The sequence below is a fragment of the Pseudomonas sp. CFII68 genome, assembly GCF_000416195.1.
Classification (GTDB): Bacteria; Pseudomonadota; Gammaproteobacteria; order Pseudomonadales; family Pseudomonadaceae; genus Aquipseudomonas; species Aquipseudomonas kilonensis.
Genome location: NZ_ATLN01000117.1, coordinates 1 through 23742, shown reverse-complemented (window position 1 = coordinate 23742; position 23742 = coordinate 1). Strand labels below are relative to the sequence as shown.

The window sequence follows — 23742 nt, the reverse complement described above, 5'->3', positions numbered from 1 at the left end:
AGATTTTCTAAAAGTGCCATGCTCATCTTACAGGTACAGACATCATCGTTACGGTAAAAAACATAATCCCCGCAAGCGGAAGTCTGCGATATTACTAAACATATCTACTCTGTAGCTTTAGCAAAACCGAACATCTTTGTTCCTTGATTTACAAAGTAGTCATGAGTAAACGAAATTATTTCAAGTGCATCTTCGTAGATTATATGCAACTGATTGCTGTAATGTTCAGAGCGTGGGAAAACACGCCAGTGAATTGGGGTTCCTATGAACATGTCAAGTCCTCCATCGCTTCGTAGAACAATAATGCGGTCCTCCATTTCCAAGACAGTTCCAAAGGGAGCCGTTCCTGTAGCTATGATCTCAGAGCTGGGTGTGAAGTTAAAATGGCCTATCTGCTCGAATCTTTCATCAGGCTGACTTGCGCTACCTGCCGCTTCGTAACTAGCAACAGTAATATGGCCTGCTGAAAACCGATACATTTTTTCTCGGCTACCCCAAACAACATCATTTGCGCTTGTCTGAGCTGTGCCAAATATCTCTGAAGAGTCAATAATTTTATTGAATACGCGCAGTTTCTTCTTAGACTCCAAGTCCTTGAACTCCCTGAAACTTGCAAGAAAAGCCAACTGTGAACTCCATCCCATGATGCTTTGGAATGCCCAGTCGCAGGCATTGCAAGCCCGAGTAGCAACCTGTCGAGGGTCGCCAATTCTTCTCCGATCATTAGGATTACGCGCTAATAAGAAATCGAACAATCCGTCTTTACCCGTGGCGGTCGCTATAGCGCTGAATCTATCAGATGCTTTGACTTGAAAGACTGAGGCGTCGTGGTGTTTATCAAGTCGACTTCTTACTTTGCTAAGGCTTGCGCTTCTGGGGAAGGAGAACAGCCCGGCTTCGCCACCGGCGTAAATTTCATTATGATAAATTTCAGTGTCTATTGGTAAGAAATCAAATGGGCTATCGTGATGCTGCGACTGCCCCGCAAGTTCGATAGCCTCTGTTTCCAGACGAAGATCTGCCAGCTTATTTAACTGATTTTTTATAGGGTGTTCAATTTGCGGATCCCGTAAAACCTTTCTAACTTTGGGATTGTAGAAGAGATCACTATCTGAAAATGCTACGCGGATTGCTGTCTGCACCTCTGGATGCTTGTTTGCGATTCGATCAACGAAAGCTGACCAATCGACCCGTTGAACGGAACCATCATCCCCGAAGATAATTAATTCACCAGAGTAAATTTGTGAGTCCCAATAACTTCCGGGAATCCGGAGCTTCACAGAGCGCATTTTTTGCCTCGCAGGATCCTAGCGAATTGGGGCCTGGTGATAATTCCATTGCTGGCCCACCCCTTAAGTACGCCTTCAGGTGGTTTATCCCAAGGGGCTACCCAGTGAGCGACAGGATAGCCATGCCAATTTTGCAGGGTATCTCCGACAAATTTAGCGAAATGAACGGGGCAGCTATAGGGAGGTGGAGCGATGCCAACCGGTCGCAGGGAGGATCGATCGAGGCAGAAACCCCAATAGCAATCATTACCAAACCAAGATGCATTAATGGCCGTTTTAAAGCAGTCGATCTCCTCGGGGACAGTGATCGTCCACTGCGACTTCTGTGCAGAGAATGAGTTGTTGCGGTGCTGTGGATTTGGCGTGTAATTCACTCTTCCTCCTGAAGACTGTCCTCCGAGGTATAGCAAAATGCCTCCCTACTGAAAAAGCGTCAAGTAGCTAATTGAATCTCCTTGGCGCCTGTAAATACTTGGTGGTCAGTCTAGCAGCGATCCTGAGGGGAGCGTCCGCTCTACTGGCCCGCTAACAGTCAGATTGTTTGTTCTGCCGGGCAACCTCGCCTGGATGCCCCATTGCGAAACCGTCACTAAATACACCGCCACATCCCCGCTTGCTGGGCGCCCCTGCGACACTTGTAAGAAGCGCAAATCAGCGGACGCACACTGGCGACAAAACGCGAATGTGAATGGGTCGACCATGCACTGGCACGGATCACCCAACAGCTGCGCGATGAAGAGCGCTACCTGGCAGGACGGGGCGCGCCCAATGGGCGTAGCGAAAGCTCCATCAACATTGCGCTCATCCGTGAGGTCGACAAGATGCACAATACGCGCGCGCATCTGGCTACGCTGCGCACCGCGTCGGTCAGTGAAAAAGACGTTTACGGAAGCTTGGCGGAACAACCCGAGCAACTGGCACACAACCTGGCCCGTTGGCAGGCACACCCGGAGAACAGGGTGGCTGAGCAACTGGCGATGGCGCCGGCCATGGATGACGATAGCGAGTTGATCCGTGGTGCTCATGGGTATGCCATTGGTAAACCCTACACGCTGGATCTTGATTCCATCATCTGATCGACGCGCCGTTCTCCACACCTTCAGGTCAGGTATGTAACGTGCTGCCGCCATCGCGAGCAAGCTCGCTCCCACAGGGGGTGGTGGGCGCTCATTCCTGAGTTGCGCCTGTAGGAGCTGTCGAACGAAGCGAGGCTGCGATCTTTCCCCAAGCACTTGAGTCTCAAGCGAAAGATCGCAGGCTTCGCCAGCTCCTACAGAGCCGACCGGGGCAGGCTCTGGCCATGAATTCCAGGACAATTCAGAGGCTTGTTTATTCTCCCTGCGCAACGCTTCCGCCAAGCTACGAATCCTTGCGCCATTGCCTACAACTACGCCAGAATCCGCCCGCTTGTGCGCCTTGCCCATGGGTTCTATCGTTTCCCTGCCACTGCCCATCAGTGGTCGGGTTTAGTAGCCCTGGTTGGAAATACATAATGGTTGCATGAGTCTCATCAGTCAGGCGTCGCCTGCATTTGATGGTGGCTGTGCGCATGGCGCCTTCGGGCGCGCCGGGTTTTTATGTATTTTCCACCGGTCTACTAACTTGCGCACAGCTGCCACCCCTTCGTTTAGTAGCGAGATGGTTGCGGCCTACTAGAAGGAAAAATGCATATGTTCAAGATAACTCCGAACCCTCCGGAAACTGACTCAACCTCTACCCATTCCGGTCGCAAAAACAAGCAGCACGACGAAACCACCAAACGCGTCTTGGATCACTACCTGCTACCCAAACCGGAAAAGTCCGAAGAAGCATCCAAACCAGACCAGCTCTTCACCGTGAAAAAAAACGCCGACAACGAATGCCTGCTCGCCAACCTCAGCGAAAACCTGGCATCCGCCGACGCGATGATCAGCAACCTGGCTTTCGACCTGGAAGGCCCCCGCCGCCATATCGCCCTTGGCATCCAGCAATTGATCGAACTGAGTTCAATGCTGGCCAGCCGTGTGCTGGATAACGTCGACCCGCGCTAACCGCAGCACCAACAACCCCGTGGCGAGGGAGCTTGCTCCCGCTCGGCGGCGCAGCGACCGCAAGATTTTAGGGCCGCTTCGCAGCCCAGCGGGAGCAAGCTCCCTCGCCACGGGTTGTAAGGCGCGTCTGACGGATTGCTCAGCCCTTCCGCCAAGCCACGCATCCTTGCACCTTTGCCTACAACTACACCGGAACCCGCCGACTTGTGGGCCATACATTCAACCCCTATCGTCTCCTCGTCGCTGACATCAGCGAACGGCTTGGCGGCCAATCCCGTCAGTAATTGCTGAAACACTTTAAGCATCACATTCTTCTAGAGGGGGGTGCGAAAAAAGTTGATATCAAGGATTTGGAAGTGGGGAAAGTTATACGGCGCAAATATGAGGAATGGCGGGCTTATGCCTGTGCGGCCCGTACAGCTTCCAACGAGCTATTGACGTTGCTAGCACAAGAACCAGCAGATCCTGAACGAGCGTCTGGTGTTGATTTTGCACTGGTGCGCTTCGGCAACATCGATGCTGATGCGCTCGAACAATTTAATCTATGGGAATCAGACCATGGCTTCCCCTGGCATGACTCTCCAGAGGTCATCAAAAGCGATGCCCGACATCTTGACCTTGCGCTGTGGTACGGGAATCTACTGTGCGGTCTATGCTTCGCCACACCCAGCGGCAAACGCACCGTTGTACGGATCAAACTACTGGAAGGCCATCCCAAGCGGGAGAGTGGTTCACACCCGTTGAAGAGAAGAGTCATCCAGCTTTGCGTGCTTGCCGTTACTCAGTACTGCAAGATCATTGGTGCGGAACTCATTGAAATAGATAGCCCGTTACCCGGTGCAGTCCCTATATACGTCGAAAATGAATTTCAGATGGTAAACGGTGCCCTTGTGTTGACTCTTGATGAGTAATAGCATCATTTCAGAGGTGATCGAAAAATGAGCAAATTGAAAGCAACCCAACGCGGGAAGGCCGGCAAACATAAAGGGCAGGACAACTTTGACTGCTTGTACGTACGCGGCTTGCGCAAAGCTCGTGTCACAAGCTCAATGGATTTGCGGATACTCGACCGCATCCGTCGTGGGTCCTCCGATGAGCCTGATGGTGCACTCGCAGGCTCGCGCTTGGTCAAGCTATCTGCCAGCGCGTAACCCCCACAAAGTAAGCATTAGGCGGCCCATCGGCCGCTTTTTTATTTAGCGGCTGGCAACAAAAAAACGAAGCTGGCTTTCAAGCTGGAAGGCTCGCTTCAGCACTTCGCTACCCCGTCATTATATGGCCTCAGATAGCCCTGGTTCCCAACGCCCCGAACCAGCGCAAACCCGCGCCAACAAGGGGGCGATTTACGGTCAAAGTTTTCGATCGTTCCCACGCTCCTGCGTGGGAATGTCGCCAGGGACGCTCCGCGTTCCGCTTCTGGAACAGATATCTCGTGGACGTCGCTCTAGTTCCTTGCGCGACAGCGCAGCGTCGAAGACGTGGCGGGGACTCCCTCGCCACAAAATCATCGCGTCGCCATCTAAGCCGCCCTTATGCCCCAACCCCGCGCACACCCGCGCCAACAAGGGGCGATTTACGGTCAAACCTTTTGGCCATTTCGATCCCCTTTTGGCCTCTCCTGCCGTTCTCTGAAACGCCCCACACCGCAAGACTGTGTTCAAACCGACCAGCCTTGCGGAGAACAAAAAAATGCTGACGATCTACTCAGACGATCACCACCTGCACCACGGCCGCTGCGAGTTGATGGACGGCCAATTGATGCCCTGTTTCGAGATGCCGTCCCGGGCCGATCATGTGTTGGAGCGCGTCAAGACGCAGGGGCTGGGGCCGGTGGAGGCGCCGCAGGATTTTGGCTTGGGGCCGATCCAGCGTATCCACAGCGCGGCGTACCTGGAGTTTTTCAAAGGCGCCTGGGACCGTTGGGCCAAGTGCAACCGCGAGGGCGATTTGTTGCCCTTCACCTGGCCGGCGCGGACCTTTCGCACGGTCATCCCCACCAGCCTGCACGGCCAGTTGGGTTATTACAGTTTCGACGCCGGCGCGCCGATCACCGCTGGCACGTGGCAGGCGGCCTACAGCGCCGCACAAGTGGCTCTTACCGCCCAGGCGGATATCCAGCGCGGTGCGCGCAGTGCCTTTGCCTTGTGCCGCCCACCGGGGCACCACGCCGCTGGCGATTTGATGGGCGGTTATTGCTACCTCAACAACGCTGCCATTGCCGCCCAGGCCTTTCTCGACCAGGGCCATAAGAAGGTCGCGATTCTGGATGTGGATTACCACCACGGCAACGGCACCCAATCGATTTTCTATGAGCGCAGCGACGTGTTGTTCGCGTCGATCCACGGCCATCCGGAGGCGGAGTTTCCGTTCTTCCTGGGGTATGCCGACGAGCGTGGCGAGGGAGCCGGTGAGGGCTTCAACTTCAACTACCCTTTGCCGGCCGGCTCAGGCTGGGACACCTGGAGCGCGGCGCTGGAGCAGGCCTGCGGGCAAATCCGGGGGTACGACGCCGATGTCATCGTCGTGTCCCTGGGCGTGGACACTTTCAAGGACGACCCCATCTCGCAATTCAAGCTCGACAGCCCGGATTACCTGGCGATGGGCAAGCGCATCGCGGCGCTCGGCAAGCCAACCCTGTTCGTGATGGAAGGTGGCTACGCGGTGGCAGAAATCGGCATCAATGCCGTGAACGTTCTTGAAGGTTTCCAAAGCGCCCCATGAGGAATCACAGCATGAACAGACTCAAGCGTTTTATGGCTCCAGCCGTGTGCGCCGCGCTGCTTTGCGGCGCGGTCCAGGCCGAGGAGCGCACCTTGCGCGTCTACAACTGGTTCGACTACATCACGCCCAAGGCCCTGGAGGATTTCAAGGCGCAGAACAGCCAGGTCAAGCTGGTCTACGACATCTTCGACACCAACGAGGCCCTGGAGGCCAAGCTGCTGACGGGCAACTCCGGCTATGACGTGGTGGTGCCGTCCAATGTGTTCCTGGCCAAGCAGATCGAAGCCGGGGTGTTCCAGCCCCTGGACCGCAGCAAGCTGCCGAACTGGAACCACCTCGACCCCAAGCTGATGAAGCTGATCGAAGCCAACGACCCGGGCAACAAGTTCGCCGTGCCGTACATGTACGGCACCATCCTGATCGGCTTCAACCCGGACAAGGTCAAGGCCGCCCTGGGCAACAACGCACCCGTGGACAGTTGGGAGCTGATCTTCAAGGAAGAGAACATCAGCAAGCTCAAGCAGTGCGGCGTGGCGCTGCTCGATTCGCCGTCGGAGATCCTGCCCCTGGCCTTGCAGCACCTGGGCCTGGACCCCAACAGCAAGAAGCCGGCGGACTATGCCAAGGCTGAAGCGCTGATGATGAAGGTGCGCCCGTACATCACTTACTTCCACTCGTCCAAGTACATGGCCGACATCGCCAACGGTGAGATCTGCGTGGCGGTGGGTTACTCCGGCAGCTTCTCCCAGGCGGCCAACCGCGCCAAGGAAGCCAAGAACGGCGTGACCGTGGACATGCGCCTGCCCAAGGAAGGCGCGCCGATCTGGTTCGACATGCTCGCCATCCCCAAAGGCGCGAAAAACCCGGACGACGCCTACACCTTCATCAACTACTTGCTGCAACCGCAGGTGATCGCGCCGGTGAGTGATTTTGTCGGCTACCCGAACCCGAACAAGGACGCCACCGAAATGGTCGACCCCGCGATCCGCGGCAACCCCAACCTGTACCCGACCGCAGCGGCCATGACCACGCTCTACACTTTGCAACCGTTGCCCCGGGATGCCGAGCGCGCGCGTACGCGGGCCTGGACGCGGATCAAATCCGGCCAGTAAAGGCCATTGTGGGAGCAAGCTTTGCTCCCACCAGCGTATACATAGTTACCACCTGCCCCGTCCCTTGCCTCTCTAGCATGCAAACCCCGAAGCATTCGGCTTCGGGGTTTTCATCCATCTCGAGACAGGGACAACTCAGATGACATCAGACCCTACCGGCACCGACCCGGCATTCAACGCGAGTATCAGGAGCACGCTGCTCAACCAGTTGCTCGCTGGCCCCACCTACCCGGAAGTGGCGGCCATACTCCTGCGGGACGCGCTCAAGAAGCTGTACCCCTCACTGGATCTCGACCCGCATACCACCGTCATCGGCGAACCAGCCTGGGACATCGTCGGCGGCGAGATCGTAGCGCGCCCCACCCGTTATGAATCGCTCAGCGATTTGCTCGCCTCGCGGGTGGACCAGAGCAAACCCACGTTGTTGATTGAAGGGCTGCACTTCCTGACCCAATTGCCGATCACCGTGCCCGAGGTGCATTTGCCGGTGCGCATCGACCAGATCGGCCGTTTGATCAACGAGCTGTTACCGGCCATGTTGCCGGCCAGCCAAGAGCAACAACTGGCGTACTGGAACACGCCGTTCGGCAATTACGGCCCACGCTGGCATGAACTCTCCCACACGCTGCGCATGCTCTGGGACGTCAAGCAGATCGAGGGCTGGACGGCGGCTGAATGCGACATGGCCCGGCAACTGTTCCTGTACCCCGATCCACAGGACCGTAAGGACAGCTATGACAGCCACGCGTATCTGGTCGACATCGAGAAGGTCGACGGCGACGAGGTCAACCGCGTGAATGAAAACTCGCTGGTGGTGCTGATTGGCCAGATTGACAACAAGGAGGTCATCCTGGCGCACTCGTTGCTCAACGGTTATGAAAAGTTCGCTTCACGGCAGGCGTTGGGACAAGCCCTTTCAGAGCATCTGGGCATCCTGGTCCATCCGACGACAATTCGCTGGCAGCTCTATGAGCCCAACGGCAATATTTTCGACAGCAAGGCCTGCGCGATCATCGCCGTGCAGGTCAAGATCCTTGGCATCCCCAACATCAACTTAAATCCGACCTTTGTTGACGACGAACCATCGGCCCCCAGCGGAATGGACATAGGACCTGGCGAAAGCTGGTTTCAAAAACAGTTGCCCGAGTGGCTGCAGACAGCATCGATCTCCGACCAGATCCTGTTCGCCCAATACATGAAGAATCTTTCGGCGCTGAGCAGCTCCCACGCCGGCAAAACCTACCTGGACGACATTCCCCCCATCAAAACGTATGCGTCGCAGGCGCTGAAAACGCAGATGCAATCCGACCACGACGACGCTTCGACGCTGGACCCGGAAAAAATCGAAATCGAGATAAAAAGCCCGGTTGTCTGGGGCTCCTTCGTTGTGCCCTTCAAGTTGGATACCACCCAGTTCAACCTCGTCGATCTGGCGTTGCAAAACCTGATTGCCCTGCCCACGGGCAGCAAGACGGTGAGGTCCCTCGACGCAACCGTGTTGCCCGCGTGGTTAACGGTAGACTACGTCGAGAAGCTCATCACCCAAGTCGATATCGGTCGCGTTTATCCCGACCTGATCAAGCGCAAACTGCTCGATGACCCGGCGGAGTCGACCCGCCGCGAAAACCTGTACACCTCACAGTTGCGCATACAGCTGCCCATGCTTGCGCTGGAAGGCAAACTCCGTGGGTGGGGCAATATCGATGAGCGCGGTTGTCGTTATGTCGCGGCGCTGATGGAGCCCCAGGAAGACGACCGCAAAGTAGACGGGCAAACCATCGTCCTGCGCAAACTGGCCTTCGTGCCCGAGCTGCAGTTGGGGCTTTCGGAGGACATCGTCGCCAACATGTTCGTGATCGGCCCGCAGACGCCAAGTGCCGGTCCTTGCCTGCTTTATCGCCCGTTGCTTGAACCGCAGCTGTGGCAGTTCCCGTCGTTCAGCAACTTGCTGTACACCATCAGGCAAAACGCACCCTTGCGCCAATCGGTACTGGCGTGGCTGCCCGATGGGGTACGAGAAACCTACGGCCGCGATGTCTTTCCAGGCGCCCTGCCCTCGCCCTGGACCATCGTGGAGTTCGCGGCATCCCCACTGGAGTCCTTGTCCAATAACGGTCCTGTCAATCTTAGTGACGAGACCCTGGGTGCCGACTTCCTGCCACTGTTGTTCCGGGCCAACGCCAATGCCTTGGTCACACTCGCCGATCATCAGTCGGTCTCCAATCGCGAAAGCCGTTGGGAGTCTTTCAAGCAGGCCGGCTGGCTGATTTTCAATCTGGCGCTGCCCTACCTCGGCACCACGGTGGCCACCGCGACCTGGCTCTGGCAGATCCTGGACGACCTTGAACAGCTGACGCAGAGTGACGAAGAAACCAATAGCCAGGACAAGTGGGCGCTCTTTGTCGATGTGTTGTTGAACGTCTCCTTGGGGATCATCCATTACGTGATTGACGGCACCAGGGCGAGCAAAGGTAGCCGTCCGACAGAAGCCCCGGAGATTGCCCCGCCACAAATCCCGCCAGTGCCCAAACCCAAGCTCACGATCGAAACGCTCGCGCCGCTCACCAAGCCAGAGCTGCCGCAAGAGCACTACGAGGTCGTTCATACCAGTGGTGCGTTGATCGGCAGGTCGAGCAAGCGCGCCAATCTGCTCGATAGCTTCAGCATCGCGGCCCCCGATTCCCCTGGACAACCCAGGACCGAAGGCGTGCTCAAGGGTCTCTATGAGAAAGAGGGGAAGTGGTACGCGAAAATGACGGGGAAATGGTTCGAGGTCACCGTAGAGGGCGACCAGGTCTGCATCATTGATGGAGCCCGCACCGGCCCTCCGCTGATCCATGATGCGCACGGCCAGTGGCAGATCGATACCCGCTTGCGCTTGCGCGGCGGCGGCTCAAAAGGTGCTCGGCAGAAGGTCGTCGCCGAGGCACGACGCCGCAGCGTGGAGCTGCTGGCCGAACTCAACCAGTTTGAAGAACAGAAACCGGCGAACCAGACGTTGCTGACCATGGACGCGCAGGAAATGAACCAGGCGTCCGGCGCGGCCCGGGAAACCAAGCGTGTGGAGTACCTGACGACCCTGGAAGCCCAGCGAGAAAACTACGAAAAAGCGCTGAAGACGTTGATTGAATGGCCGGTCTTCCAGTCACGGCCCGATTACCCTCGCGTCAGCCTTGGTTACCTGAACGCGCAAGTGAATTTCACCTTTGCGGAAATGGATGTATTGCGAGAGCGCTTTACGCCTGCCATTACCGATGCCATGGGCATGATCACGTCCGAGGTCAAGGTGCTGGAGCAACAACACATCGATGCGGCCAATACCATGATCAACGCCGGTCACGACATGATCGAGCGCCTGGACTACATGGAGACCCGTTTTTCCAGGCTCAAGGAGTTGGGACGCGAAGGCTTTGAGTTTGTCCGCCAGTACCGTGGAAAGATGCCGACCTACAACAGTGACGATCTGCGACTTATCCAGCTGGATATGTACCGCCACCTCTGCCTGTCTCTTGAAAGCGTCGAGACGATGCCTGAAGGCTGGGTGGAAATTAACCGGATTGTCGACAACGCGACGGTGGCCTTCCAAAGCCTGCGCGACGCCGTGGATGAGCGAAGCATGATCCGGCTGGATGAACAAATCGATGCACTGGGCAGCCTGACGGAACAGTTCGCCGCCATCGAAGAACATCTCGACTACATGGGTAGCGAATACCAGGACAGCGCCAGCCCTGCACAACTCACTCGCCTGACCCGGCAGATAGGCGATTGTAGAAGACGAGCGTTGCGCCAGTTGGCCCAAGCCCTCGATGAGCGAAGCAACCGGCGAAGATCAGGCCGCGCTCATGAGCCACGTCCACGGCCCAGGAAAAAATTCATCAGGGCCCGCTTCTGGGGCGTCATCAGTGGCGAGCCTCGCTTATCGCAGCTGCACGAGGAAACGGATTGGGTCGATGTGAAGAATCCGTTCTCGGATGAAATCATCGCCTCGTTCCACCGCAAGGAAACCGGCGAATGGGCGCCCCACGTGATGTCCGACCCGCCTCCCCTGGTAGTCCCTTCACTGGACACGAGCGTTCGCAAAGGCCAAGCCCTGATCGACGGGCTGACTGCGTTCAAGGCGCAAATTGAACAAGACGTGGAAAAGCCAGGCCGGACACCGGCCGGTGTGGCAATGATCCTCAACGCCCACGCCAGCAGGATGGAGAAGGTCGGCATCGCGATCAGGAAGGCACTCGACCAGGCACAAGGCGTTGCCACCAACGAAACGATTGAAATATCAGAGGCGCAGCAGCGCTCGGCCGAAGCCTTGCGATTGCGCCTCAAAAGAGAATCGAAGTCGCTCTATGAACAGGAATTCGAAACCGTACTGAACATCATCAAGCAGAGCCCTCCGACCATGAGTGGCGTGATCTGGCTGAAAGACCGTAACCGTATTTCCATCACCAAACGGATCAACCGCCAACGCATCAAGGGCCGCACACATGGTTACCTCGACAGGTATGAAATCAAGGACAAGAAGACCGGCAAGACCCTCTGGTTCGCCGACTTCCTCTACTCCACGAACTGGGTGCCTGCCCGTACGTTCCTTGCGGCACGCCTGAAAACAGTGGAGCAGGTGCTGCTGGGGGTTGCCGAGATCTCTACAAAGGGCTTTAGCCAGCGTCAGTTGATCAATCATTACCGCAGCGAAATTGCCGTGGACCAGGCCCAGCAGGTGTTCTTTCCAAAGGAGCGGCCATAAGGCCGGGGTCGCCGCCGATGCCCCGGCGGCGCGCCCTCAGGGTTTCCAGACCTTCGACAGGTTCGCCAGCGCGGTGCCAATCGCCGCTGGCGGGACCGCCGCAAACCCCAGCACCAAGCCGGCGCGCACCTGCGACGGCGTGGTGGGCAACCAATAGCTGCTCAGGCCATTGATCTCCACACCCACATTCGTCGCTTGGGCGATCAGTTCGCGCTCGCGCTCGATGCTCTCCACAGGAACAGCCCGCCAGCAACGCATCGCGCCGAACCAGGGCGGCCCTGCGCATCCGCCGGATATGCCGCTGGAAATGCCCGGCGGCCATGAACTCGGCCATCACCGCCTGAGTGCTGACTTCGGAGTGGCGCACGTCCACGGCGCGCCGTCGGGCGAAGGCGTTGACCAGGCCTGGCGGCAGCACCAGGTAGCCCAGGCGCAGGGCCGGGAACGCCACTTTGCCGAACGTGCCGACGTAAAGCACCCGCCCCTGGCGATCCAGAGCAGCCAGGGGCGCCAGTGGCGCGCCGCTGTAGCGGTACTCGCCATCGTAGTCATCCTCGACGATCCAGCCGTCGTTGCGCTCGGCCCAAGCCAGCAGTTCCAGCCGCCGTGGCAGGCTCATGACCACCCCGGTCGGGTATTGATGGGACGGGGTGACGTAGGCCAGCCGACAGTGGCGCAACGCGCCCAGCGCGGCGCAATCCAAGCCATCGCCATCCACCGGCACGCCCCTGACATCGGCACCGGCAACGGCGAACGCATGCCCGGCCGCGCGATAGCCGGGATTTTCCACCGCCACGACGTCGCCCGGATCGACCAACAGCTGTGCACAAAGGCTGATGCCCTGCTGTGCGCCACTGGTGATCACAATTTGTTCAGCCGTGCAGTGCAGCCCCCTGGAGCTGCGCAAGTACGCCGCGATCAACCCGCGCAAGCGCGCATCGCCCTGGGAATCGCCATAACACAGCTGCTGCAAGTCCGGCTTGCGCCAGAAAGCCGCATTCAGCTTGGCCCAGACGTCGAAAGGGAACAGATCGAAAGCCGGGACACCGACCCGAAACGCTCGCGGAGGGCCGCTGGGCGGTTGGGCCAAATGGTGTTTTTCGACGCGGTTTAGCGCGTCGCTGTGGATAACTTTACTGGATGGACCCACAGGTAAATCGAGCCAATCTGTGGATAAGGCTGTGGGTAAGCCTGTTGAAAACCCTGTGGATACTTTTGTGGATATGTTTTTCAGCGGCAACGTCGTGGAGGACAGTTTTGCCACATAAGTGCCGTCACCGACCCGCCCTTCGATGAAACCCTCGGCGTAGAGCTGGTCATAGGCCCGCACCACGCTGTTGCGCGAAATCGACAAGGCCGCCGCCAGGTCACGGCTGGCAGGCAGGCGCGTGCCGCTGGCCAGGCGTCCATCGAGCACCCGAGTGCGCAACGCCTGGTAGAGCTGGCGGCTGAGCCCCTGGCGGCGGTCCAGCTCGATGCCTGCGGGGTTGAACGACAATGGCGGCGCGGCGTTGTGCATGACAGCCCTCGTGAATGGACCTATCGAATTGGCCGGAAGTGGCTCTTACAACAGACCAATAGCCTGCCTAGGATGCTCGCATTCGCCAAGGAAAATCATCATGTACAACCCAAAAGCCTTTGCCGTCGAAGACCTGCCCGAACTGCACCAGATGATCGGCGATTGCCGCCTGGCCGTATTGGTCACCCAGGGTGAACACGGTTTGCAGGCCAGCCATTTGCCGCTGTTGCTGGACACCCAACAGGGGCCGAACGGCAGCCTCTACGGCCACATGGCCCGGGCCAATCCACAATGGCGCGACCTGGAAGCCGGCGCCGAGGCCCTGGTGATATTCGCCGGGGCCGATGCCTACGTCAGCCCAGGGTTGTACGCCAGCAAGGCCGAACACGGCAAAGTCGTGCCGACCTGGAACTTCGTGGCCGTCCACGCCTACGGCAGCGCCGAGGTGTTCAGCGACGCCCATCGCCTGCGCAACCTGGTGGGCGCCCTCACCGACCGCCACGAAACCGGTCGCGAGCAGCCGTGGAAGATCGATGACGCTCCGCCCGAGTACATCGACAGCATGCTCAAGGCCATCGTCGGCTTTGCCCTGCCCATCCAACGCCTGGAGGGCAAGCGCAAGCTCAGCCAGAACCGTAGCCCCGCGGATGCCGCCGGCGTACGCAATGGCCTCGCCGCCAGCCACGACCCGCAGGACCGGGCGCTCGCCCACCTGATGCCTGAACAATTGTCCAAGGAGTGAACATGAGCCAGCCTGAAATCCGCCTCGTCAGCGCCGACGATCACGCCGCCTGGCTGCCGCTGTGGCAAGCCTACCTGCGGTTCTATAAAACCGAATTGCCGGACGCCGTCAGCCAAAGCACCTGGCAACGCTTGCTCGATGAGCATGAACCGACCCATGCTGCCCTCGCCTGGGATGGCGACACGGCGGTGGGCCTGGTGCACTTTATTTATCACCGTTCGAACTGGAGCATCGAGAATTCCTGCTACCTGCAAGACCTGCTGGTAACGGAACAGAGCCGTGGCACTGGGGTGGGTCGCCAGCTCATCGAATTCGTCTACGCCACCGCCAAGGCCGATGGTTGCTGCAAGGTGCACTGGTTGACCCACGAAACCAACGCCACGGCGATCCAGCTGTACGAGCGCATCGCCGAGCGCCCAGGCTTCATTCAATTTCGCAAAGCCCTTTAAGGAGCGCAGCATGTCGACTTCACTCGCCGATTGGAAAGGTGTCCCGGCGCCCTCTGCACAGGTGCTCGAAGGGCGTTTCATCCGCCTGGAAAAACTCGACCCGGCGCGGCATGCCGATGGCCTCTGGCAAGCCCTCGAAGGCCCCGGCGCCGACCCGAAGCTCTGGGATTACTTGCCCTATGGTCCGTTCACGGATCGCGGCGCGTTCGATGCCTGGCTGAACAACCATGCAGCCAACACCGACCCGTATTTCTTCAGCGTGATCGACCGCGCCAGTGGCGAGGTGCAGGGCATTCTCAGCCTGATGTCCATCGTCCCGGCCCAGGGCCGCATCGAGATTGGCCACGTGACCTTCGGCGCGCCGATGCAGCGTTCGCCGAAAAGCACCGAGGCGGTTTATTTGCTGGCCAAGGAGTCTTTCGCCCTGGGTTATCGTCGGCTGGAATGGAAGTGCAACAACGGCAATGCCCGCTCCAAATACGCGGCCGAACGGCTGGGGTTCACGTTTGAAGGGGTGTTTCGCCAGCACATGGTGGTCAAGGGCCAGAACCGAGATACGGCGTGGTACTCAATACTGGATTCGGAATGGCCGGTGATCGCGGCAGGATTCGAGCAGTGGTTGAGTGAGGAGAATCAGAGCGAAAGTGGGCAAGTGCGCGGGCTAGTAGCGTGTCGGACATCCGCTATCGGTGGCTGATGGCCCGTTTCGGCGAGCAGACTCGGCGTCCATCACGTAGTTGACGACCCCACCGCCATTCCTTGCGGGGAATGGCGATGGGGCTACTTGCATCTGAACTGTAAGTAGCTTGCGATTAAGCGATCAAGGTTTCTTTTTGGCTCCAAATGGCTGGAGCGTTTCGCGCGTGACGCCCTGCCTCAGGTATTGCCAGGCCCAATCGGGCACCGCCATGTAGCCTTCCACATACAATGCAAAGTCCAAAAGCCTGTGGCCCAAACGATAGGCTGGGAACTCAAAATTGTAGAGATATTGTTGAGCCTGTCGCTGGCCAACACCGAGTGAATCTCTAATGATTTGGTTCGCGCGCGCCCCGTCCCCGCCAAGCCCAACTCTTAACGCCCTTGCAATATCCAACTCTGAACGAAGCGAGCCAGGTTGCCTGAGCGCGGCTCGAACAGTGGCATCGCTGAAATACGGCCCAACGAGGTCCTCCCATATTTGTATCGCGTGATTCCTCGGGAAGCGTTGGAGCAAATTAAAAATATTCGGTGTATTTAATAAAATCGAAACCCTGATATTAGAAACAACTTGTCCCGAACTGCTAAACAAACCTACCACTGCTGGCGTTTCGGCGTTCGATTGTACCCACCCCAGAAACTCTACAAATCGCGTCAGGCTGTCTTGCTGCCGGACAATACTGTTCAGATTCTGATCATCGAACGGCTGCATCCAGTCAATACTTATCGTGCCGTCGTCAATCACTTCGGTGTAGCGGGTATTGGCATATTCCGCAATGATTCCAAGCCGCGTCTCAGACAGCTTCGGATCACGTAGCCACCTGGCAAGGACATTGACCGGCAGCATGCCGCCGAGGTTCGAGGAAATCACCGTTGAGCGAAGCAGCAGATTAGCCCGTCGCTGCAAATCGGGAAACCGCTCGAGGGCAACGCTGAGCAGATCGATGGTGTCTTCTACGCGATCGTAATACATGAACTGGTTCATTAACTCGGCATCGTCATTAATGGTGACGCCCGACTCACGTTGATACCTTTGCTTTACTTCATTCAGATCGGCCTGATCCACCAGCTCAGCACCTTCCAGTAAATCATCCAGTTGATCATCGTCCAAATGGCCGTGCAGGGTCTCATTGTATTTTACGTAAGCCAGCTCATTCCTTGGATGATGGTCGGTCAACTGTGGAGCCCTGATACCATACTCAAGCATGATATGGATCACATCCTGAGAAAGTTGAAGGTATTCGTTATTGAGCAGGTCGGTCAGATGCAAATCATCGATGGGACCCAGCAGCACGTCTTCGAAGAACCTGCTCAAGGATTGCGTTTCCTGAGTGTAAAAGGGAGCGCTACTTGGCATCAGGCGCTCCGGAGACCGAACCGATAGATGATGCCCGATCTCCTGCAACATCTCCGGCGGCAGGATGGCGTCCCGCGCTGCGTCCAGCGTCCTTCGGCCCAAGCTGTTGGCGTGACGGTCAAGGTAATCCAGAACCGGCTGGAACAAGCGATGTGGGTTGGGGGCGTTGTAGACAATCCGAGTGAGATCAGAGAGCGCTGCCTCCTCCAAGAGCTCTTGCAACCAAGGCGCGATGTCGGAGAGCGCCAATTGCAAGCCGGAGGCCGGCGGCATCATGAAGTGGCTGATTTCCGGGTGTCCATCGATATAATCGGCAGCTGCATTACGCAGCCCTTGCATCGTGAAGGCTTCCTGCGCTTGCCCTTCATTGAGCCCACGGGCGACGGCATTGAAAAAACAATCGCCATCGGCGGGAATCCCAACGACCCGTCTACCCAAGATCAAGCTGTAGTGATTTTCAGCCGTTCGCCTCAAGACGATATCCGTGGGTGATCTATCGGGGTGCTGACTCATCGGATAGAAACGCTCGTATTGCCCCGGTGTGAAGCGTACTGACCAACTACTCCCTGCGGTTATTTCGTCCATGATCAGCAAGCTCCGGTTCTGCGGCCAGCTCGGAAGACGAGTCATGACAGAGGGGACCAGATCCATGATGTCGTTGTCCCAATGACCAGCAGTCCGTACCAATTCGGAGGCACGAGGCGACAGAGCAGGCACTTTGGGTTCGGAAGGGCCTGGTTGTGTAGAGCTACCTGCCGGGCGTTTCCCGCCGCCCTGACCAAATCCAACCGCACGCCACTCTCCGTCGGGCATCCGGGCAACGGTACTTCGCATCACGCCACTGGAGCGGATACTCGACCCGGTGCCAGGGTCGACAAGGGTGGCTTCGGTTGCATTCAATCTCGTATGGTCATGAACCCGGAATACGGTCCCGTCGGGTTGCTGTATGTAGACGGGTCGGGAACTGCCCCCAGCAGCAGAATTGAGCGTGGGGCGATAGAAGCCCTGGGCATCTGCAGCCAACCCTCGCAACAGTGAAGTGTCGGTCACCGCATAACGGTTATAGAGTGCCGCTTCCAGGGGCAACCCGGCCAGTGCATCACCCTGGCTCTGGCGCGCCGTAACCGCCAGGAAAGACGACTGGCCTCGGACCGGAACCGTGGCCCCTGCGGCAAGTTCCTGTCCGCCATGATTAGCCACTCTGTAGACAAATGCCAGGGTGTCCAGGTCCATCGGAACAGCGCCGGTCCTGGCCACGAGCAGGCCCGTCTTGACAGCACGCCTGAGTATTTGGAAACCGGGTATCAACAGCATGCCGGCCAAGTCCATGAACACTTCCATGGCTACCATGACCATCCTTACTGCTGTTTCACGACGTATATCCGCGTTGCTGTTGGAGCGGTGGTCCGCATAAGCGCTATGGAAATCAACGTGCGCTCGGTGAAGCGCTTCAAGCAGATCGCCTGTGATAACGCTTGCGCGAATCAAGGGACGACCACGGTGCTGCCCCAGTACACGTTTTATTTCTTCGGGATTGACCGCGCAAATGCGTGAACGGAAGTAGTCCTGCCATGGCTCTTGTCGTAGAAGCCCCCCGACCCCATCGGCCAGATTGGCAAATTCGTGAAAGTCTTCTCCGTCGGGACTGTCTGGAAAATAAACACCTACGGTTCCCTTAATATCCGGCCCGTCCTGATCGGAAAAAATCAAGGCGCCGTCAACGCTGACTGCGTTACCCATCGTCCCGTGCTGGCCTCCAGCCCCTACACTGCCACCCAGCAAAAGGCCATGTACCTGCACGTTTTTTCCCATGACCTGTGGACGCGTTTTTGCCTCTGGCGATTGCAGCACGGCGTCTAGCCAGAGCGTGACCAGTTTTTTGACTTTAGGTGGCTCGAAGGCTTTATCGAGTCGGGTGACCTTGAATATTTCATCCCCCCTGAGCAGGGTCTCGTAACCTTTGAATTTCATACTGGCCGTATACGCTTTTTGCCAGGCTGCTTTGTAATCCGGCTTGTTCATCTGTGCCCTGAGCAGGGTTTCATAACGTGCGCCAGCGTCGATACTTGTCGCCATCGTGGCGAGTTCGCGCCCTTTCAATGTCATCAGCAAGCCACTCACCGGATGTCGTATCCGCTTGCCATCTTTATCGACAAGGTGAACAGCCATGACCTCTCGCATTGCATTGGGGTACTGCCGCGGGCGCAAGTTATCGAGTATCAGCTGGGTCAGGCTGGTAATACGAGACTGCCTCGGGTTGGCACCCTTTGCGAAAGCAAGCGTCACCATCGTTTTGTCTGGATCGGGTTTTATCGCGTGATGCAGGGTTCGCTGCAGGTATTGCTGGATCTTCTGGCGGGTAAATTGATGCAGCGTCTGGATACCGTCACCCAAATCTGAAACAGCTTGGAGGACATCTTGCTCCAAGCGACGATAACGGGTCTGTTCTGAAAGCGTTGCGGTTTTATAGAAATGAGGACGGTTGTTTTCAATCAAGGTTTGCTGACGAGTCGCCAATGCACCGGCAAGAGATAACGTAGGCAGGCGCAATGCATCTTCGGTCCGTTGAGCAAAAGTCCTCAGGGCTACCGTTTCGTTTTCTGGCGCATTCAGGACGGCTTCGAGCGCGTTGCTTTGCAGTTGGAGCAGTTCCGATGCCGCCACTTCGAACACATCCCCGGACAGCTCAGTCGAAATATCCCGTATCGTGCGCTGATGCCCTGCATGGGCGACCTGTACTTTTTTGACCATGTCTTGAAAAGAATCGAACCGTTGAATGCCGCGTTCCATGGAATAGAGAAACAGTGGCGCTTGATCGGTTCGTTTGATCACCATCGCGGCAGGCCATTTCTGAGATGCCGCCGTATCCATATCGAGCATCACAGCGTAAACATTGGGAACAGGTGCTCTCAGCAGAGTGTTTCTTTGCGCCTTGGAAGGATGGGTCGTGATGATATCCAGCAGCCGGTCTTCCTCACGTTGCCGAGCGTTCACACTGTCGGTGGGTTGCGCAGGGTTGCGATCAGCTTTATATAAATCGGAGAGAAGCTGAAATCGCCGGGAAAGCAAATGGGCGAATGTCTCTTGCGCTGTGGCTGGGCTATCTGCATCGTTTTTTTTATTACGAAACAGTGCCAGCGCTTCATGAAACTGGCGCTTCAGTTTTTCGTTTGTCGTGGGGTTGGCAATATAAAACACCGCCTCCATGGCGCTTAATATTTGCTTTTCCACCGGGATGGCAAAGAAGCTGCTTTCCTCATCCATGCTGCCCGGACGGTTGAAGAAGCCTACGTCAGCTGATGTATAAAGAGGGGCTGTATCGGTCAATAGGCCATGCCACATGACCTCGGTAAAACTCTGCGAGACGGTACATAAACGCTTACCGCTTGAATCCGTAGAAAAGCCATTGACATAACAATGATCGGGATCAATATTTTCTTGCAACGTCGCGCGAAATTTTCGCCGAGGAATCTTGGCGTGAATCGCCTCGACCAGCAAACCCTTGATAACCGCATCAAACGTGGGTAGACCGGCAAACAAGCGCGCCAGCTTTACTTGATTGGCGTCCAAAAGCGCTATTTGCTTTAGTTGTTCATTTTCCTGACCGCGCAGTAACTTTCCTTGGACATCCATTTCAATAACCGAGGATTCCTCCGGGCCTTGATAATTGCCTGGAATACCGGCTTTTAGCTGCTGTTGAATAGCTTGCGACAACGGCTCGTCGCCCACCCGAAGTGACGAGAAATCCAGCGACATATGGCTGCGATGTGGGTAGCGCCAACCTTCACGTGGGGAATGGTTGCCGGAATGAAAAACATCTTTGCTTTGGTGGGTAATTATAAAGCCTTGTGTCACTGCGTCACGCAGCGGCACCGATGAGGTTTTTCTTTGAGCGGCCGAATCGACTGTCTCGACCTCTTGATAGGTGACCTGTACCCGCGTATCGCCGATAAGGCCCCATTGATTTAGCCATTGATCGGCGAATTCATGAGGTTGAAATCGAATACCGTGGGGTAACAGGCTGATGGGTTTGAGCTGTGCGCCGGCAGCATGCGGCGTCACGCCAGGTGCATTTTCAGGGAAGGCAGTCATTCAGGTGTCCCGGTGATGAGTAGGACTGGGACCCTATCGCGCCGTTTCAGCGGGAATGACGTACATATGTATAGGTGTGGCTACGGGCTTTGGAGAAAGCGTAAGCCCAAATGTCAGCAAGTTCTCACGGATCCGTGACGAGGGAGCTTGCTCCCGCTCGGTTGCGCAGCAACCGCAAATTTCTTGGGGCCGCTGCGCAGCCCAGCGGGAGCAAGCTCCCTCGCCACAGGTTATTTCATCAAGTTCAGACCAGCTTTTGCGCCAACACCGCAATATGCTCCGGCCCGATCCCGCAGCAGCCGCCCAGATGGCTGGCACCGCGTTTTTGCCAGTCCGTCGCCCACTGGAGATAGCCTGGTGGGTCGAGGTCTTCGCGTAGCGGGTCCAATCCGTCGTTGGCCGTCGCTTCCTTCGGTTGCGGCGGGAAGGCGTTAGCGTAGGCACCGATGTGGATCTTCACCCCCAGGCGCTCGAAGGTATCCCGCGCCGCGTCGATCGCCGCGCCGATCACTTCCGGTTGGCTGCAGTTGAACAGCAGCACCTCAACGCCCAGTTCCGCCGCCACCGCCGCGGCATCCGCCACCGGTTCGCCGGAGCGCAGGCGTGGCACTTCATCGGTGTCTTCGTCTTTCAGGGTGAACGACAGCCAGAACGGCTTGCCGTCCTTCGGCAACCCGGCGTGAATCGCCCGTGCTTCGACCGTGGAGCTTTGGGTCTCGGCCAGCCACACGTCGACATGGGGCGCCAGGCCGTTCACCAGGGGCGCGAGCAATTCACTGGCGCGGGAGGCGTCGAACAGATCCGGCCGATAGGAACCGAACAGTGGCGGCAGCGACCCGGCCACACGCACTGCTTTGCCCGAAGCGTGCACTGCCCGCTGCGCCAACTCGCCCGCCAGCGCGGCCAGGGCCTGGCCTTCTTCGGCGAAACGCGCCTCGCCAATATGAAACGGCACCACGGCATAGCTGTTGCTGGTGATTACGTTGGCGCCGCTGGCAATATAGGCCGCGTGCACGGCCTCTACCGCCTGGGGCGCTTCGCTCAAGGCCAGCGCCGACCACTCGGGCTGTCGGAACGGAGCGCCCCGGCGTTGCAGTTCGCGGCCCATGCCGCCATCGAGAATGACTGTCGTTGCTGAGCCCATATGCGATTCACTCATAAGCTTATGAAAAATACTCACTACCGGAGTTGTTCTTATAACTATTTAATACGCACCATTCGGTGAACTACAACTTATTTTTCTATCAGGGCCCTCACATGAAACTACAACCATTGCTGGCCCTGGGCCTGACTCTGCTGGCTGCCTCTTCGCAAGCCTTCGCCGGCGCCACGCTGGATCGCATCGAACAGAAAAAAGAACTGGTTGGCGTGCTGATGGAAAGCTATCCGCCCTTTTCATTCCTCAACGATCAGAACCAGCTCGACGGTTTTGACGTGGACGTCGCCAAGGCCGTGGCGCAGAAACTGGGCGTGAAGCTGCGCCTGGAAACCCCTTCCTGGGACGTGATCGCGGCCGGCCACTGGAGCGGACGCTATGACATCTGCATTTGCTCCATGACGCCGAGCAAGGCACGCGCCGAAGTGTTCAATTTCCCGGTGCAGTACTACGCTTCGCCAGCGGTGATCGTAGTCAACGCCAAGGACGACCGTATCCATGGCGCCAAAGACCTGAGCGGCAAGAAGGTCGGCCTGACCAGTGCCTCCAGCTACGAGAGCTACCTGAACAAGAACCTGGTGATCGAAGGCGCCGAGGATACTCAACTGAGCTATCCATTCGAAGACGTGCAGATCGCCCCGTACGACACCGACAACGTGGCCTTCCAGGACCTGGGCCTGGGCGCCGGGGTGCGCCTGGACGCGGTGCTGACCAACCTGGTGACCGCACAGCCGCGCCTGACCGAAGACAAGCGCTTCAAGCTGGCCGGCGAGGCGCTCTACTCCGAGCCGAACTCGGTGGCCATCGAAAAGGGCGACGCCCAGTGGGACAACAAGGTGCGTGAAGTCTTTGCCCAGTTGAAACAGGACGGCACCTTGAGCAAACTCTCGCAGAAATGGATCGGCGCCGACATTACCCAATGACTTCTTTTCCACCCCCTCAGCCACCGCCACCGGTGGCTGAGTCACGCTTGCAAAAAATCTTCGGTTTTCGCACCCGGCTGTACCTGACCTGGGCGGCCATGCTGGTGCTGTTCGCGAGTTTCTTCCTGAGCTTCGACCTGAAGTTCTCCATCATCCTCGACAAATTGCCGAACCTGCTGGGTGTGCACCTGGCGCCCAATGGCTTTTTGCAAGGCGCGGTGCTGACACTGTTCCTGTGCTTGTGCTCGATCGTCGCTTCGTCATTGCTGGGCTTCATCACCGCCCTGGCGCGGCTGTCCAGCAGTGCGGTGGCGTTCGGTATCGCCAGTTTCTATGCGTCGTTCTTTCGCGGCACGCCGCTGCTGATCCAGATCCTGCTGATCTACCTGGGCCTGCCCCAACTGGGCGTGGTCCCGGGCGCCATCGCCGCCGGGATCATTGCCTTGTCGCTGAACTACGGCGCCTACCTGAGTGAGATCTTCCGCGCCGGGATCCTCGGCGTCCCCAACGGCCAACGCGAAGCTTCCCTCGCCCTGGGCCTGAGCGAAACCGTGATCTTCTGGCGCGTCACCCTGCCCCAGGCGATGCGCACCATCATCCCGCCGACCACCAACCAGTTCATCTCCATGCTCAAGGATTCTTCGTTGATTTCGGTGATGGGGGTTTGGGAGGTGATGTTTCTGGCGCAGTCTTATGGGCGTTCCAGTTATCGTTATATTGAGATGCTGACGACGGCGGCGATTATTTACTGGTTGATGTCCATTGCGTTGGAGCTGATTCAGGCGCGGATGGAGCGGCATTATGGGAAGGCTTATTTGAATAATCGTTGAGTTGGGGTTTTAAGGTTGGTGGGTATATCCGTTGCTGCGGTAACGGCGGCTGGCGGTTTCGCCCTTACGGCGAGTCACTTTCGAA

The 23742-nt window shown here is 57.6% G+C and carries 14 protein-coding genes and 1 pseudogene; 11 read left to right on the top strand and 4 right to left on the bottom strand.

Annotated elements, in window-relative coordinates:
* Positions 1–104: 104 nt before the first annotated feature.
* A complete protein-coding gene (locus tag CFII68_RS27585; protein WP_156886110.1) occupies positions 105–1289 on the bottom strand; it encodes a hypothetical protein in 1185 nt (394 codons plus the stop codon).
* Between the two features lie 821 nt (positions 1290–2110).
* Here CFII68_RS27585 and CFII68_RS05810 point away from each other — a divergent pair.
* The 6 genes from CFII68_RS05810 to CFII68_RS05835 all read left to right on the top strand — a co-directional run bounded on the left by CFII68_RS05810 (position 2111) and on the right by CFII68_RS05835 (position 11893).
* Positions 2111–2365: a hypothetical protein gene (locus CFII68_RS05810; protein WP_018611692.1), complete on the top strand. Its 255-nt coding sequence runs from the start codon at positions 2111–2113 to the stop codon at positions 2363–2365.
* A 594-nt stretch (positions 2366–2959) separates the two neighbouring features.
* The gene (locus CFII68_RS05815; RefSeq protein WP_018611690.1) at positions 2960–3319 is read left to right on the top strand and encodes a DUF6124 family protein; all 360 of its coding nucleotides are present in this window, start codon (positions 2960–2962) and stop codon (positions 3317–3319) included.
* 284 nt (positions 3320–3603) lie between these two features.
* Positions 3604–4230 (top strand): hypothetical protein, encoded by a 627-nt coding sequence (locus CFII68_RS05820; RefSeq protein WP_235862380.1) that lies wholly within the window; start codon positions 3604–3606, stop codon positions 4228–4230.
* 778 nt (positions 4231–5008) lie between these two features.
* A complete protein-coding gene (locus CFII68_RS05825) occupies positions 5009–6040 on the top strand; it encodes a histone deacetylase family protein (RefSeq protein WP_018611687.1) in 1032 nt (343 codons plus the stop codon).
* A gap of 11 nt (positions 6041–6051) precedes the next feature.
* Positions 6052–7152 carry a polyamine ABC transporter substrate-binding protein gene (locus tag CFII68_RS05830; RefSeq protein ID WP_018611685.1) on the top strand — a complete coding sequence of 367 codons (1101 nt, stop codon included), beginning with the start codon at positions 6052–6054 and terminating at the stop codon, positions 7150–7152.
* 139 nt (positions 7153–7291) lie between these two features.
* On the top strand, positions 7292–11893 hold the full coding sequence (locus tag CFII68_RS05835) for a dermonecrotic toxin domain-containing protein (protein WP_018611682.1): 4602 nt from the start codon (positions 7292–7294) through the stop codon (positions 11891–11893).
* Positions 11894–11929: 36 nt separating this feature from the next.
* On the opposite strand, the pseudogene CFII68_RS0126165 reads toward CFII68_RS05835, so the two are convergent.
* Positions 11930–13412 (bottom strand): annotated as a pseudogene (locus tag CFII68_RS0126165) (PLP-dependent aminotransferase family protein).
* A 100-nt stretch (positions 13413–13512) separates the two neighbouring features.
* Here CFII68_RS0126165 and CFII68_RS05840 point away from each other — a divergent pair.
* From CFII68_RS05840 to CFII68_RS05850, 3 genes are read left to right on the top strand one after another with little or no spacing between them, the layout of a single operon-like run.
* On the top strand, positions 13513–14154 hold the full coding sequence (locus CFII68_RS05840) for an FMN-binding negative transcriptional regulator (protein ID WP_018611679.1): 642 nt from the start codon (positions 13513–13515) through the stop codon (positions 14152–14154).
* A gap of 2 nt (positions 14155–14156) precedes the next feature.
* Positions 14157–14603, top strand: a complete 447-nt coding sequence (locus CFII68_RS05845) for a GNAT family N-acetyltransferase (RefSeq protein ID WP_018611678.1) — start codon at positions 14157–14159, stop codon at positions 14601–14603.
* 10 nt (positions 14604–14613) lie between these two features.
* Positions 14614–15300, top strand: coding sequence for a GNAT family N-acetyltransferase (locus CFII68_RS05850; protein WP_018611676.1), 687 nt, complete (start codon positions 14614–14616; stop codon positions 15298–15300).
* A 123-nt stretch (positions 15301–15423) separates the two neighbouring features.
* Here CFII68_RS05850 and CFII68_RS05855 read toward each other — a convergent pair whose 3' ends face one another.
* On the bottom strand, positions 15424–20748 hold the full coding sequence (locus tag CFII68_RS05855) for a dermonecrotic toxin domain-containing protein (protein WP_033062837.1): 5325 nt from the start codon (positions 20746–20748) through the stop codon (positions 15424–15426).
* Positions 20749–20992: 244 nt separating this feature from the next.
* The gene (locus tag CFII68_RS05860) at positions 20993–21892 is read right to left on the bottom strand and encodes a homocysteine S-methyltransferase family protein (RefSeq protein ID WP_033062836.1); all 900 of its coding nucleotides are present in this window, start codon (positions 21890–21892) and stop codon (positions 20993–20995) included.
* A 113-nt stretch (positions 21893–22005) separates the two neighbouring features.
* Between CFII68_RS05860 and CFII68_RS05865 the strand changes: the two genes are divergently transcribed.
* Both CFII68_RS05865 and CFII68_RS05870 read left to right on the top strand, forming a co-directional pair.
* Positions 22006–22827: an ABC transporter substrate-binding protein gene (locus tag CFII68_RS05865; protein ID WP_024619058.1), complete on the top strand. Its 822-nt coding sequence runs from the start codon at positions 22006–22008 to the stop codon at positions 22825–22827.
* Complete coding sequence (locus CFII68_RS05870) at positions 22824–23657, top strand: amino acid ABC transporter permease (protein WP_024619059.1); 834 nt, start codon at positions 22824–22826, stop codon at positions 23655–23657. The genes CFII68_RS05865 and CFII68_RS05870 overlap by 4 nt, the downstream gene beginning before the upstream one ends.
* Positions 23658–23742 lie beyond the last annotated feature (85 nt).